This is a genomic window from Pseudomonas paralactis, from assembly GCF_001439735.1.
In the GTDB taxonomy this organism is placed as follows: Bacteria; Pseudomonadota; Gammaproteobacteria; order Pseudomonadales; family Pseudomonadaceae; genus Aquipseudomonas; species Aquipseudomonas paralactis.
Genome location: NZ_JYLN01000001.1, coordinates 558,690 through 573,334 on the forward strand (window position 1 = coordinate 558,690; position 14,645 = coordinate 573,334).

Genomic DNA, 14,645 nt, shown 5'->3' on the forward strand with positions numbered 1-14,645 from the left:
ATCTCCTGGGTCAAGGTGCTTGAAGGATGTTGACCCTTGGAGAACGGGAAAAGTCTGTCGCAGGAGAAAAATTGGCTGATGCTCAAAAGGTACCTACTGTAGGAGCGAGCTTGCTCGCGAGAAACCCACAGGCACCACGCTTAATCAGGAAACACGCGTCATGTTGAGGTTTTTCGCGAGCAAGCTCGCTCCCACATTGAACCCAGCCAACCGAATCAGCTCTTGTGCAATTTACTCATCAACTGCGCCTCGGCCTGGGTCAAGCCGCAGGACTGGGTCAGCTCATCCACCGTCGCGCCCATCCCCACCAGCTTGGCCGCCTGGGCAAACGACAGGTTGGAAGGATCGCGCTGTTCCAACTGCACCAACTTATCCGGCAAAGGCCCGAGAATCGCGCGCAGTTCGTGCACTTCATCACCGACCCGCACTGCACTCTGCTGGTAATGATCCACGCGCTTGACCAGCTCCAGAATGCGCCGGTCACGTACGGCGTCGCGTTCGGCCTGTTGCAAGGCCAACTCCCGTTGCTGACGCATATAGCGCAGTACAAACGCCAAGGTCCCGGCCCACAACAGGGCCAGGACAATCACCGCCGCCTCAAGGAACAATCAGATGCTCTCCAGTTCCGACCACTCTTCTTCGCTCATCATCTTGTCCAGCTCAACCAGGATCAGCAGTTCGTTGTTCTTGTTGCACACGCCCTGGATGAACTTGGCCGATTCTTCGTTACCGACGTTCGGCGCGGTTTCCACTTCCGATTGGCGCAGGTAAACCACTTCGGCCACGCTGTCGACCATGATCCCGACCACTTGCTTGTCGGCTTCGATGATCACGATACGGGTGTTGTCGCTGACTTCAACCGTGTCCAGGCCAAAACGCTGGCGGGTGTCGATGACCGTCACCACATTGCCACGCAGGTTGATAATGCCCAGCACGTAGCTCGGTGCACCCGGTACCGGAGCGATCTCGGTGTAGCGCAGCACTTCCTGCACGCGCATCACGTTAATACCGTAGGTCTCGTTGTCGAGTTTGAAGGTAACCCATTGCAGAATCGGATCATCCAAACCTTGTGCGGACGCTGACTTGTTCATTCGTGTAACCCCTTCAAGTGCCGCTATCGACGGCGTGTGTACTAGTGCGCCGCGCAACCGCACGGCCCTTATTGTTCAATCAACTGCGTGTGTTCTGAGGCATCGCCTTGACCGCACCGCTGGCGATCAACTCGGCCAGTTCAGCGACATCCAGCAATGCGCACATGTGTTCAATCACGGTGCCCGCCAGCCAGGGGCGCTGGCCACGGTGGCTGCGCCATTTGATTTCATTGGGGTCCAGACGCAACGAGCGGCTGACCTGGTGCACCGCCAGCCCCCATTCGTAGCCCTGCACCGAAATCACGTATTGCAGACCCTGGCGAAAATCGTCGCGGTAGCGGTCGGGCATCACCCAACGCGCGGTGTCCAGCACCTTGAGGTTGCCGGCCTGGCTGGGCAGGATGCCGAGGAACCACTCCGGCTGGCCGAACAACGGTGTCAGCTCCTGGCCTTCGAGCGAATAGATCGAGCCCAGGCACACCAGCGGCACTGCCAGGGTCAAGCCGGCGACGTCGAACAGCAGGCACTCGAACGGCTCGGCCGCCCACGCCGGGCGACCGTCACCGGTAACCGGCGGTGGCGTGATACTCGGCGGCAAGTGCACCTCCACCACCGGCTCGACCACCACCGGCGCCACCACTGCAGGGGTGATCGGCACCACGACTGGAGCCTCCGCCACCTGCGCATCGCGCGCCTGCTCTTGCATCACGGCCTGCTGGAATTCGTCCAGCGTACTGACAGGCTCGACAGCAGGTTCAAGTACCAGAATCGGTTCCGGTAGTTCCTCGTCCGTCGCATCCTGCAGCAGGGCATCCAGGTAGGATTCCAGCGCCAGTTGCGGTCGGGTCTTGAATTCGACAGGACGGTTCATCACGCCACCTGCGCCACAAGCTGCTGTGACAGCAGATGCTTGAGCAACGCACGGTAGGCCAGCACGCCACGGCTCTTGCCGTCGAACTGCGACGGCGTAAGCCCCGCACGGCTGGCGTCACGCAGGCGTGTGTCCACCGGGATGTAACCGTTCCAGATGGTGTCCGGGTAGGCATCACGCAATACCCGCAAGGTGCCAAGGGATGCCTGGGTACGGCGGTCGAACAACGTCGGCACGATGCTGAACGGCAGCGCCTGTTTGCGCGAACGGTTGATCATCGCCAGGGTGCTGACCATGCGCTCCAGGCCTTTGACGGCCAGGTGCTCGGTCTGTACCGGGATCACCAATTGCTGGCTGGCCGCCAGGGCATTGACCATCAGCACGCCCAGCAACGGCGGGCTGTCGATGATCGCGTAGTCGAAGTCCTGCCACAGTTGCGCCAGGGTCTTGGCGATCACCAGGCCCAGGCCGCTCTGCCCTGGCGACTGACGCTCAAGGGTGGCCAGCGCAGTGCTCGACGGCAACAGTGAAATGCTCTCGTTGCTGGTGGGCAACAGCAGTTGCCCGGGTAGATCCGCCGGCACGCTGCCCTTGTGCAGGAACAGGTCATAGCAGCTGTGTTCCAGCGCATCCGGGTCGTAGCCAAAATAGCTGGTCATGGACCCGTGGGGGTCGAGGTCGACCACGACCACACGCTTGCCCGCTTCGGCCAGCAAGCCGGCCAAGGCGATGGAAGTGGTGGTCTTGCCGACTCCACCCTTTTGATTGGCAACTGCCCAGACTCTCATTCGGTTGGTTCCTCCCGGTGGGCACAGGCGCGACCGAGACATTGCATAAGGTTATTGAGCCGGTGACGGAGAATTGACGGCGCTTGCCCGTACCGGCGGCTTTGCAGGGGCCGGTGCAGTTTGTGTGCCAGCGCGCTTCAACGCCGCATCCGGTGTTGCATTTGCCGTGCCGGTACCGGTCAGGCTGCGTCGTACATCCAGGTTGCGCGACACCACCAGCACCACCCGGCGGTTGCGTGCACGCCCTTCCACTGTGGCGTTATTGGCCACCGGCTGGAATTCACCATAGCCCACCGACGCCAGCCGCTGCGGGTTCACACCCTGCATGGCCAACATGCGCACGATGCTCGACGCACGGGCCGAGGACAGTTCCCAGTTGGTCGGGTACTGCGCGGTGCTGATGGGAAAATTGTCGGTGAAACCTTCCACGTGGATGGGGTTTTCAAACGGTTTAAGGATTGCCGCCACCTTGTCGATGATGGTGAACGCCTGATCACTGGGCAACGCATCGGCGCTGGCGAACAACAGGCTGGAGTTGAGTTCGATCTCCACCCACAACTCGTTGCCGCGTACGGTCATCTGGTTGGAACTGATCAGGTCGCCAAAGGCGGCACTGATGTCGTCGGCGATGCTTTTGAGCGGGTCGCTGGTACCGCCGACACCGGCGGCGATTTCATCGCTGTCGTTGACCAGCGGCTTGGCCGGGGTGACGGTCCTGGGCCGCTCTTCACCGATGGGAATCGGCTTGAGCGCGCGCTCGGTATCGTTGAACACGCCCACCAGCGCCTGGGAAATGATCTTGTACTTGCCTTCGTTGATCGACGAGATCGAGTACATCACCACAAAAAACGCGAACAGCAAGGTGATGAAATCCGCGTAGGACACCAGCCAGCGCTCGTGGTTGACGTGTTCTTCAGGCTCGCGACGGCGACGGCTCACAGGCACTCCCCTCCACACACCCACCCCACTGTAGGAGCGAGCTTGCTCGCGAAAAACGTCAATACAGACGCGGGCATTCTGGATGCACGCGGCGCTCTCGGGTTCTTCGCGAGCAAGCTCGCTCCTACGGGAATACGGGTGTTCATGTGCATCAATCCATGAAGCCCTGAAGCTTCAATTCGATGGAGCGCGGGTTCTCGCCCTCGGCAATCGACAGGATGCCTTCGAGCAGCATTTCGCGGTAACGCGACTGGCGCATGGCAATCGACTTGAGCTTGCTGGCCACCGGCAGCAGCACCAGGTTGGCACTGGCCACACCATAGATGGTCGCCACAAACGCCACGGCAATACCGCTGCCCAGTTGCGAAGGATCAGCCAGGTTGCCCATCACGTGGATCAGGCCCATCACCGCGCCGATAATGCCGATGGTCGGCGCGTAGCCGCCCATGCTTTCAAAGACTTTCGCCGCATTGATGTCACGGCTTTCCTGGGTATAGAAATCCACCTCCAGAATGCTGCGGATCGCTTCCGGCTCAGCGCCGTCCACCAGCAGTTGCAGGCCCTTGCGGGCGTAGCTGTCGGGCTCGGCATCGGCCACGCCTTCCAGGCCCAGCAAACCTTCCTTGCGAGCGGTGAGGCTCCAGTTGACCACGCGGTCTATGCCGCCAGGCAGGTCGACCCGTGGGGGGAAAATGATCCACACCAGAATCTGCATGGCCCGCTTGAACGAGCTCAACGGCGACTGCAACAGCGCCGCGCCCACGGTGCCACCGATCACGATCAACGCCGCCGGGCCATTGGCCAGGGCGCCAAGGTGGCCGCCTTCGAGGTAGTTGCCGCCGATGATGGCGACAAACGCCATGGTGATCCCGATCAGGCTCAAGACATCCATCAGAGGCAGGCCTCCACCAGATGCTTGCCAATGTCGTCCAGGCTGTAGACCGCATCAGCCAGGTCAGCCTTGACGATGGCCATAGGCATGCCATAGATCACGCAGCTGGCTTCGTCCTGGGCCCAGATGGCGCTGCCACCCTGCTTGAGCAGGCGGGCGCCTTCACGGCCATCGGCGCCCATGCCGGTGAGCACCACCGCCAGAACTTTGTCGCCGTAGGACTTGGCTGCCGAACCGAAGGTGATGTCCACACACGGTTTGTAGTTCAGGCGCTCATCGCCCGGCAGGATTTTGATCGCACCGCGGCCGTCGACCATCATCTGCTTGCCACCCGGTGCCAGCAGCGCCAGGCCAGGGCGCAGGATGTCGCCATCCTCGGCTTCCTTGACGGTGATCCGGCACAGCTTGTCCAAACGCTCGGCGAACGCCTTGGTGAAGGCGGCGGGCATGTGCTGCACCAGCACGATCGGCGCCGGGAAGTTGGCCGGCAGTTGGGTCAACACCCGCTGCAAGGCCACCGGGCCGCCGGTGGAGGTGCCGATGGCAACCAGCTTATAAGCCTTGCGCTTGGGCGCTGGCGAATGGGCGCTCGGTGCGGCGGCGGCACGTACAGGCGCCACCGCAGGCCGGGCCACTGGCGCAGGCGCCGGGCGTGCAAACGATGACGTCGGCGCGGCCGCGGCGGGCGCAGGTGCAGGGGCCGGCGCAGGTGTACTGAACAGGCTGCGACGGTTACTGCGAGAGATGCTATGCACCTTCTCGCACAGCATCTGCTTGACCTTGTCGGGGTTGCGCGAGATGTCTTCGAAATTCTTCGGCAGAAAATCCACCGCGCCGGCATCCAGCGCGTCGAGGGTTACCCGCGCGCCTTCGTGAGTCAGCGACGAGAACATCAATACCGGGGTGGGGCAGCGCTGCATGATGTGACGTACGGCGGTGATGCCGTCCATCATCGGCATCTCGTAGTCCATGGTGATCACGTCCGGCTTCAACGCGATGGCCTGATCGATCGCCTCTTTACCGTTGGTGGCCGTGCCGACCACCTGGATCGTTGGATCGGCGGAAAGAATTTCCGAGACGCGGCGGCGGAAGAAACCCGAATCGTCCACCACCAGGACCTTGACTGCCATAAACACTCCGTTAGGCGGGGCGGGCATGACCGCCCTGCCCCACCAGAATCAAATACGCCGTGCGGCGTAACGCTTGAGCATGCTTGGAACATCGAGAATCAGCGCGATGCGACCGTCACCGGTAATGGTCGCGCCCGACATGCCCGGGGTGCCCTGCAGCATCTTGCCCAAAGGCTTGATCACCACTTCTTCCTGGCCCACCAGTTGATCGACCACAAAACCGATGCGCTGGGTGCCCACGGACAGAATCACCACATGGCCTTCGCGCTGCTCTTCATGGGCAGCCGAGGCCACCAGCCAACGCTTGAGGTAGAACAACGGCAACGCCTTGTCGCGCACGATCACCACTTCCTGGCCGTCCACCACATTGGTGCGCGACAGGTCGAGGTGGAAGATCTCGTTGACGTTGACCAGCGGGAAAGCGAACGCCTGATTGCCCAGCATCACCATCAGGGTCGGCATGATCGCCAGAGTCAACGGCACCTTGATGACGATCTTGGAGCCCTGGCCCTTGGTCGAGTAGATGTTGATCGAGCCGTTGAGCTGGCTGATCTTGGTTTTCACCACGTCCATGCCCACGCCACGGCCGGACACGTCGGAAATCTCGGTCTTGGTCGAGAAGCCCGGGGCGAAGATCAGGTTGTAGCACTCGGTGTCGGTCAGGCGGTCGGCGGCGTCCTTGTCCATCACGCCACGCTTGACCGCGATATTGCGCAAGATGGTCGGGTCCATGCCTTTGCCGTCATCGGTGATCGACAGCAGGATGTGGTCGCCCTCTTGCTCCGCCGCCAAAATCACTTTGCCGTTGCGCGACTTGCCGGCGGCTTCGCGCTCTTCCGGGGTTTCTACCCCGTGGTCGACCGCGTTGCGCACCAAGTGGACCAGCGGGTCGGCCAGGGCCTCGACGAGGTTCTTGTCCAGGTCGGTTTCTTCGCCCACCAGTTCCAGGTTGATTTCTTTCTTGAGCTGGCGCGCCAGGTCGCGAACCAGGCGCGGGAAACGGCCGAAGACTTTTTTGATCGGCTGCATCCGCGTTTTCATCACCGCGGTTTGCAGGTCGGCGGTGACCACGTCGAGGTTCGACACGGCCTTTTGCATGGCTTCGTCGCCGCTGTTCAGGCCCAGGCGCACCAGGCGATTACGCACCAGCACCAGTTCGCCGACCATGTTCATGATGTCGTCCAGACGTGCGGTATCCACACGCACGGTGGTTTCGGCTTCACTGGCGGGCTTTTCCGCGGCGGCCGGTGCCGCTGCACGGGCAGGTGTCGGCGCGGGTACCGGTTTGGCGGCCGGCGCAGGGGCTTTGGCAGCCGCCGGTGCTGCGGTGGCGACCGCTGCGGCGGCAGCCGGGGCCACTTCGGTGAACTTGCCTTTGCCGTGCAACTCGTCCAGCAGGGCTTCGAACTCGTGATCGGAGATCAGCCCGTCGCCTGCTGGCTCTGCCTTGGCGGCCGGGGCGGCAGCCGTGGCCGCAACTTCCGGCAGGGCTTCGGCCGCAAAGGTGCCCTTGCCATGCAGTTGGTCGAGCAGCGCTTCGAACTCATCGTCGGTAATGTCGGTGCTGGCAGTGGCAGACGACGCTTGCGGCGGCGCCACAGGGGCCACGGCATCGGCGGCGAACTGGCCCTTGCCATGCAACTGGTCGAGCAGGGATTCAAATTCTGCGTCGGTGATGTCTTCGCTGGTCGGCGTGGCGACAGGTGCAGGCGGTGCTTCTGCCTCGGCCTTGACCGCATTGAGCGAGTCCAGCAGTTGTTCGAACTCGCTGTCGGTCACGTCCGGCTCGGCTTCTACCACCGGCTCCGGCGCGGCTTGTGCCACCGGTGCAGCCGCGGCAGGTTCAGCCAGGCGCGCCAGGGCAGCCAGCAGTTCCGGGGTGGCCGCCGTGATCGGTGCACGTTCACGCACTTGGCTGAACATGCCGTTGACCGCATCCAGTGCTTCGAGAATCACGTCCATCAATTCCGAATCAACGTGACGCTCACCCTTGCGCAGGATGTCGAACACGTTCTCGGCGATGTGGCAGCACTCCACCAGCTCATGGAGCTGGAGGAAGCCGGCGCCCCCTTTTACAGTGTGAAAACCGCGAAAAATTGCATTGAGCAGGTTCGCATCATCCGGTCGGCTTTCCAGCTCGACCAGTTGTTCGGACAGTTGCTCTAAAATTTCGCCGGCCTCTACAAGGAAATCCTGAAGGATTTCTTCATCGGCGCCGAAGCTCATGTGGGTGCTCCTTAGAAGCCTAAACTGGATAACAGGTCATCTACGTCATCCTGACCTGACACAACGTCTTCACGTTTATCGGCATGAATCTGCGGACCTTCACCCTTGGCGAGATGTTTTTGTGGATCTTTTTCCGAGAGGATCGCTTCGCGGTCGTGTTCGATGCCGGCAAAACGGTCGACCTGGCCGGCCATCAGCACCAATTTGAGCAAGTTGCTTTCCACTTCGGTGACCAACTGGGTCACGCGCTTGATCACCTGACCGGTGAGGTCCTGGTAATCCTGGGCCAGCAGAATGTCGTTGAGGTTGCTGGCCACCGTGCGGTTCTCTTGCTCGCTGCGCGACAGGAAACCGTCGACCCGACGGGCCAACTCACGAAACTCTTCAGCCCCCACTTCACGGCGCATGAAGCGGCCCCAGTCAACGCTCAGGGCCTGGGCTTCGCTGGCCATGCCGTTGACCAGAGGCGTGGCGTTTTCCACCAGGTCCATGGTGCGGTTGGCCGCAGCCTCGGTCAGCCTGACCACATAGGACAGGCGCTCGGTGGCGTCGGTAATCTGGGAAATTTCTTCGGCCTGGGGCATGCGCGGGTCAATCTGGAAATTGACGATCGCACTGTGCAGCTCGCGTGTGAGCTTGCCCACTTCCTGGTACAGGCCGCGGTCACGGGTCTGGTTAAGCTCATGGATCAACTGCACCGCATCGGCGAACTGGCCTTTTTCCAGGCTGTCGACCAATTGGTGAGCATGTTTTTTCAGGGTCGACTCAAAGTCGCCCTGTGACGTTTCGTTATGCTCCATAGCTCCCCCGCGATGGCATTAGCCGTGGATGCGTTCGAAGATTTTCTCGATCTTCTCTTTCAAGGCCAGTGCCGTGAATGGCTTGACCACGTAACCGTTGACCCCGGCCTGGGCGGCTTCGATGATCTGTTCACGCTTGGCTTCGGCGGTCACCATCAGCACAGGCAGGCTGCGCAGTTTTTCATCGGCGCGCACATGGCGCAGCAGGTCGATACCGGTCATACCCGGCATGTTCCAGTCGGTTACCAGAAAGTCGATGCTCCCGCTGTTGAGGATCGGAATCGCCGTCAGGCCGTCATCCGCCTCGACCGTGTTGGTGAACCCAAGGTCACGCAACAGGTTTTTAATGATCCGCCGCATCGTTGAGAAGTCATCAACGATGAGGATTTTCATGTTCTTGTCCAATTCGACCTCCAAGCAGTCTTAAACGCGCCCAGCACCTGGACGCGCCATTTCAATCAACAGGCGTTACACAAAAAGGACTGCCCAGGGCACCACGGTACTCACCCGCAAAACCCTGCGGTTTGGCGGTAGTGTCTGCAGTGTCCCCACACTGCCTGTCAGCGCGCGCGCCACTCTCCCAATCGCCCACGCAAGCGGGCAGCGCACTGGCTATGCAACTGGCTGACACGCGACTCGCTGACCCCCAGGACCTCACCGATTTCCTTGAGGTTCAGCTCTTCGTCGTAGTACAGCGCCAGCACCAGGCGCTCACGCTCGGGCAAGTTGGCAATCGCGTCCGCCAACGCTTTCTGGAAACGTTCATCTTCCAGATCGCGCGACGGCTCAAGATGTGCACTCGCGCCGTCCTCGTGCAGCCCTTCGTGTTCGCCGTCCTGTAAAAGGTCGTCGAAACTGAACAGGCGGCTGCCCAAGGTATCGTTCAAAATCCCGTAATAATCGTCGAGACTCAATTGGAGTTCGGCCGCAACTTCATGATCTTTAGCGTCACGACCGGTTTTTGCTTCAATTGCACGAATGGCATCACTGACCATGCGGGTATTGCGGTGTACCGAACGCGGCGCCCAATCGCCTTTACGCACCTCGTCGAGCATTGCCCCGCGGATACGAATACCCGCGTATGTCTCGAAACTGGCACCCTTGCTCGCGTCGTATTTGGTCGACACTTCAAGCAGGCCGATCATGCCGGCCTGGATCAAGTCTTCGACCTGCACACTCGCCGGCAGGCGCGCCAACAGGTGATAGGCAATGCGCTTGACCAGAGGCGCATAGCGCTCGATCAATTCGCCCTGGCTGTCACGTGCCGACTTTTTGTAAAGGTTGTAGCCGCTGGATGTCATAGCACCGGTCCCGCACTCGTCTGATGCACCAAACGCTCGACGAAAAACTCCAGATGCCCCCGCGGATTGGCGGGCAACGGCCAGGTATCGACCTTCTGGGCAATGGCCTTGAACGCCAGTGCGCATTTCGAACGAGGGAACGCTTCGTAGACCGCACGCTGCTTTTGCACGGCCTTGCGCACACACTCGTCATAGGGAACTGCGCCGACGTATTGTAAAGCCACATCGAGGAAGCGATCCGTGACCTTGGTCAACTTGGCAAACAGGTTGCGCCCTTCCTGCGGGCTCTGGGCCATGTTGGCCAACACGCGAAAGCGGTTCATGCCGTAGTCGCGGTTAAGCAGTTTGATCAGCGCGTAGGCGTCGGTGATGGAAGTGGGTTCGTCGCACACCACCAGCAGCACTTCCTGCGCTGCGCGCACAAAGCTGACCACTGACTCGCCGATCCCGGCGGCGGTGTCGATCACCAGCACGTCGAGGTTGTCGCCGATGTCACTGAAGGCCTGGATCAGCCCGGCATGTTGCGCAGGGCTCAGATGCACCATGCTCTGGGTGCCCGAGGCCGCCGGCACGATACGAATGCCACCGGGGCCCTGGAGCAGCACATCGCGCAGCTCGCAGCGGCCCTCGATCACATCGGCAAGGGTATGTTTGGGTGTCAGCCCCAGCAGAACGTCCACGTTCGCCAAGCCCAGGTCAGCATCCAGCAGCATGACGCGACGGCCAAGCTCTGCCAGGGCCAGGGACAAATTCACTGACACGTTAGTTTTGCCGACGCCACCTTTGCCGCCGGTCACCGCGATCACCTGTACGGGATGCATGCTGCCCATTTTATTTCTTTACCTTGTCTTGCTTAGACGCAGGCTACATGGCTTGGCCGCTTGAAGCGCTTGCAGACCATCGATGTAGGTACATTTCACGGTGTTCATCCTGCCTCAACCGACCCGTTTTGCCGGGTGGTGGTAAAGGTCGGCGAACATATCGGCCATCGCTTCCTCGCTAGGCTCTTCTTGCATTTGCACACTGACGGCACGGCTGACCAACTGATGACGGCGCGGCAGATGCAGATCATCCGGGATCCGCGGCCCGTCGGTCAGGTAGGCAACCGGTAATTCATGACTGATGGCCAGGCTCAACACTTCGCCCAGGCTCGCGGTTTCGTCGAGCTTGGTGAGAATGCAGCCGGCCAGACCGCAGCGTTTGTAACTATGGTACGCGGCGGTAAGAACCTGTTTCTGGCTGGTGGTTGCAAGCACCAGGTAATTTTTCGACTTGATCCCACGCCCGGCCAGGCTTTCGAGCTGCATACGCAGCGCCGGGTCGCTGGCTTGCAGGCCGGCGGTGTCGATCAGCACCACGCGCTTGCGCAACAGCGGGTCGAGGGCATTGGCCAGGGACTGGCCCGGGTCAACGTGGGTCACCGGCACATTGAGGATGCGGCCCAGGGTCTTGAGCTGCTCCTGGGCGCCGATGCGGTAGCTGTCCATGCTCACCAGCGCGATGTTCTGAGCACCGTACTTGAGTACATAGCGTGCGGCCAGTTTGGCCAGGGTGGTGGTCTTGCCCATGCCGGCAGGGCCGACCATGGCGATCACACCGCCCTCTTCCAGGGGTTCGATTTGCGGGGTGGCGATCATGCGCGCCAAGTGCGCCAGCAACATGCGCCAGGCCTGGCGTGGCTCTTCGACTTCGGCGGTCAAGGCCAGCAAATCGCGGGACAACGGGCCGGACAAACCGATGCGTTGCAGGCGGCGCCACAGGTTGGCCTGCTGGGGCTTGCTGCCTTGCAACTGCGTCCAGGCCAACGAACCCAACTGCACTTCCAACAGTTCACGCAGGCCATTGAGTTCAAAGCGCATCGAATCGAACACACGCTGGTCCACAGCAGCGGCCGGGGCTGGCGCAGCTGGACGCGGTGGTTCGACAAACGTTGGCTCTACCAGCGGCTCGGCGGCGGTCAACGGCAGGCCGGCGAACAATTGGCGATTGGTGCTGGCATCGCTGTCGCCACGCATACTCAGTTCAGCCTGTGCCGACACAATGCGCGAGGCGGTCTTGCGCAACTCGTCTTCGAGTTCCATGTTCGGCACGCGCGGGGCCAGCGCCTGGGGGGTGTAATCCAGGGCAGCCGTCAGCTCGACGCCGCCGGCAATCCGACGGTTACCGATAATCGCGGCATCGGCGCCCAGCTCATCACGGACCAGTTTCATGGCCTGACGCATATCGGCGGCGAAAAAACGCTTAACTTGCATAACCCACTACCTCAGCCATTGGGCCCAACTGTCGCGACGATAGTCACTTGCTTATTGTCAGGAATTTCCTGGTAAGCCAACACGTGCAAATTCGGTACAGCCAGGCGTCCAAACCGCGACAACATCGCCCGAACCGGGCCGGCCACCAGCAGAATCACCGGGTTGCCCTGCATTTCCTGGCGCTGTGCGGCGTCGATCAACGAACGCTGCAGTTTTTCAGCCATGCTCGGCTCCAGCAAAACACCCTCTTCCTGGCCTTGCCCTGCCTTCTGAATACTATTGAGCAATATTTGTTCCAACCTGGGTTCCAGGGTGATCACAGGCAGCTCGGACTCAATGCCTACAATGCTTTGCACGATGGCGCGCGACAATCCGACGCGCACCGCCGCCACCAGAGCGGCAGTATCTTGACTCTTGGCGGCATTGTTGGCGATGGCCTCGGCAATGCTGCGAATGTCACGCACCGGCACCTGTTCGGCCAACAGCGCTTGCAGCACCTTGAGCAATTGCGACAGTGACAACACGCCCGGCACCAGTTCTTCAGCCAGTTTTGGCGAAGACTTGGCCAGCAAGCCCATCAATTGCTGGACTTCCTCGTGGCCGATCAGCTCGTGGGAGTGTTTATAAAGAATCTGGTTGAGGTGCGTGGCGACCACAGTGCTGGCATCCACCACGGTGTAACCCAGCGATTGCGCCTGACTGCGCTGGCTGACTTCGATCCACACCGCCTCCAGGCCAAAAGCCGGATCTTTGGCGGTAATGCCGTTGAGCGTGCCGAATACCTGCCCGGGGTTGATCGCCAGTTCGCGGTCCGGGTAGATCTCGGCTTCGGCGAGGATCACGCCCATCAGGGTCAGGCGATAGGCGCTGGGGGCCAGGTCGAGGTTGTCGCGGATATGCACGGTGGGCATCAAAAAGCCCAGGTCCTGGGACAGCTTCTTGCGCACGCCCTTGATCCGCGCCAGCAGTTGCCCACCCTGGTTGCGATCTACGAGTGGGATCAGGCGGTAGCCGACTTCCAGACCGATCATGTCGATGGGCGTGACGTCGTCCCAACCCAGTTCTTTGGTTTCCTGGGCGCGGGCCGGGGATGGCAGCAGATCCTGCTGGCGGGCAATCTCTTGCTGGGCCTGGACCTTGACCGCGTTCTGCTTTTTCCAGAACAGGTAAGCCGCGCCGCCGGCCAGGGCCGCCATGCTCAGGAACGAGAAGTGGGGCATACCCGGCACAATGCCCATGATCGCCATGATACCCGCCGCCACGGCCAGGGCCTTGGGCGAAGCGAACATCTGGCGGCTGATCTGCTTGCCCATGTCTTCGGAGCCCGAAGCACGGGTAACCATGATGGCCGCCGCTGTGGATAACAACAGTGATGGCAATTGCGCCACTAAACCGTCACCGATGGTCAGCAAGGCGTACACCTTGCCCGCATCACCGAAGGTCATGCCGTGCTGGAAGATACCGACCGCCATGCCGCCAATCAGGTTGATAAACAGAATCAACAGGCCGGCGATGGCGTCGCCGCGCACAAATTTGCTGGCGCCGTCCATGGAGCCGTAGAACTCGGCTTCCTGAGCAACTTCGGCCCTGCGCGACTTGGCCTGGTTCTGGTCGATCAGGCCAGCATTGAGGTCGGCGTCGATGGCCATTTGCTTGCCAGGCATGGCATCCAGGGTAAACCGCGCGCTCACCTCGGAAATCCGCCCGGCGCCCTTGGTCACCACGACGAAGTTGATGATCATCAGGATCGCGAACACCACGATACCGACCACGTAGTTACCGCCGATCACCACCTCACCGAACGCCTGGATCACCTTACCGGCAGCGGCGTGGCCGTCCTGGCCGTGGAGCATCACCACCCGCGTGGAGGCCACGTTCAATGCCAGACGCAGCAGGGTCGCCACCAGCAGAATGGTGGGGAATACCGCAAAATCCAGCGGCCGCAGGGCGTACACGCACACCAGCAAGACCACGACAGACAGGGCAATGTTGAAGGTAAAGAACACGTCGAGCAGGAACGGCGGCATCGGCAACATCATCATTGCCAGCATCACCAGCAACAACAACGGCACACCCAGATTGCCCCGCGACAGATCAGTCAGGGTGCCACGGGCCGTGTTGAGCATTTGAGAGCGATCTACCACCGGTATTCCTCGGGTCCTTGAAGCAAAGTTTTGACGCTGGAGGGCGACTTGGAGGCGGGGTTGCAAGAAGCCTTCCAACTTTGCTTTTGGGGCGATTTTCGGGTGATAACCGATTCAAGTGTGGGAGCTGGCTTGCCTGCGATTGCGGTGGGCCAGCCACTGAGATATTGGCTGTGAGTCAGCCATCGCAGGCAAGCCAGCTCCCACATTT

14 protein-coding genes are annotated in these 14,645 nt (G+C 61.1%); all 14 read right to left on the reverse strand.

Features of this window, described 5'->3' with window-relative positions:
- Window positions 1-215: 215 nt before the first annotated feature.
- Entirely contained in the window at window positions 216-608 is a 393-nt protein-coding gene (locus tag TX23_RS02600; protein WP_005790023.1) for a DUF2802 domain-containing protein, read from the reverse strand.
- The gene (locus TX23_RS02605) at window positions 609-1,091 is read right to left on the reverse strand and encodes a chemotaxis protein CheW (RefSeq protein ID WP_005790025.1); all 483 of its coding nucleotides are present in this window, start codon (window positions 1,089-1,091) and stop codon (window positions 609-611) included.
- 79 nt (window positions 1,092-1,170) lie between these two features.
- A complete protein-coding gene (locus tag TX23_RS02610; protein ID WP_057700890.1) occupies window positions 1,171-1,962 on the reverse strand; it encodes a CheW domain-containing protein in 792 nt (263 codons plus the stop codon).
- Entirely contained in the window at window positions 1,962-2,750 is a 789-nt protein-coding gene (locus TX23_RS02615) for a ParA family protein (RefSeq protein WP_014719332.1), read from the reverse strand. The genes TX23_RS02610 and TX23_RS02615 overlap by 1 nt, the downstream gene beginning before the upstream one ends.
- 51 nt (window positions 2,751-2,801) lie before the next feature.
- A complete protein-coding gene (gene motD, locus TX23_RS02620) occupies window positions 2,802-3,689 on the reverse strand; it encodes a flagellar motor protein MotD (RefSeq protein ID WP_057700891.1) in 888 nt (295 codons plus the stop codon).
- Between the two features lie 151 nt (window positions 3,690-3,840).
- A complete protein-coding gene (locus tag TX23_RS02625) occupies window positions 3,841-4,581 on the reverse strand; it encodes a flagellar motor protein (RefSeq protein WP_005790033.1) in 741 nt (246 codons plus the stop codon).
- Window positions 4,581-5,711 carry a protein-glutamate methylesterase/protein-glutamine glutaminase gene (locus TX23_RS02630; protein ID WP_057700892.1) on the reverse strand — a complete coding sequence of 377 codons (1,131 nt, stop codon included), beginning with the start codon at window positions 5,709-5,711 and terminating at the stop codon, window positions 4,581-4,583. The genes TX23_RS02625 and TX23_RS02630 overlap by 1 nt, the downstream gene beginning before the upstream one ends.
- Before the next feature lie 48 nt (window positions 5,712-5,759).
- Window positions 5,760-7,937: a chemotaxis protein CheA gene (locus TX23_RS02635; RefSeq protein ID WP_057700893.1), complete on the reverse strand. Its 2,178-nt coding sequence runs from the start codon at window positions 7,935-7,937 to the stop codon at window positions 5,760-5,762.
- Window positions 7,938-7,948: 11 nt separating this feature from the next.
- Window positions 7,949-8,737, reverse strand: a complete 789-nt coding sequence (locus tag TX23_RS02640) for a protein phosphatase CheZ (RefSeq protein ID WP_005790038.1) — start codon at window positions 8,735-8,737, stop codon at window positions 7,949-7,951.
- 18 nt (window positions 8,738-8,755) lie between these two features.
- On the reverse strand, window positions 8,756-9,130 hold the full coding sequence (locus TX23_RS02645; RefSeq protein ID WP_003192908.1) for a chemotaxis response regulator CheY: 375 nt from the start codon (window positions 9,128-9,130) through the stop codon (window positions 8,756-8,758).
- 167 nt (window positions 9,131-9,297) lie between these two features.
- Entirely contained in the window at window positions 9,298-10,038 is a 741-nt protein-coding gene (gene fliA, locus TX23_RS02650; RefSeq protein ID WP_005790042.1) for an RNA polymerase sigma factor FliA, read from the reverse strand.
- Window positions 10,035-10,868 carry a flagellar synthesis regulator FleN gene (gene fleN, locus TX23_RS02655; RefSeq protein ID WP_003192912.1) on the reverse strand — a complete coding sequence of 278 codons (834 nt, stop codon included), beginning with the start codon at window positions 10,866-10,868 and terminating at the stop codon, window positions 10,035-10,037. Before fleN ends, fliA begins: the two co-directional genes overlap by 4 nt.
- Window positions 10,869-10,973: 105 nt before the next feature.
- A complete protein-coding gene (gene flhF / locus TX23_RS02660; RefSeq protein ID WP_057700894.1) occupies window positions 10,974-12,290 on the reverse strand; it encodes a flagellar biosynthesis protein FlhF in 1,317 nt (438 codons plus the stop codon).
- Window positions 12,291-12,301: 11 nt separating this feature from the next.
- A complete protein-coding gene (flhA, locus tag TX23_RS02665) occupies window positions 12,302-14,416 on the reverse strand; it encodes a flagellar biosynthesis protein FlhA (protein WP_057700895.1) in 2,115 nt (704 codons plus the stop codon).
- Window positions 14,417-14,645: the final 229 nt, after the last annotated feature.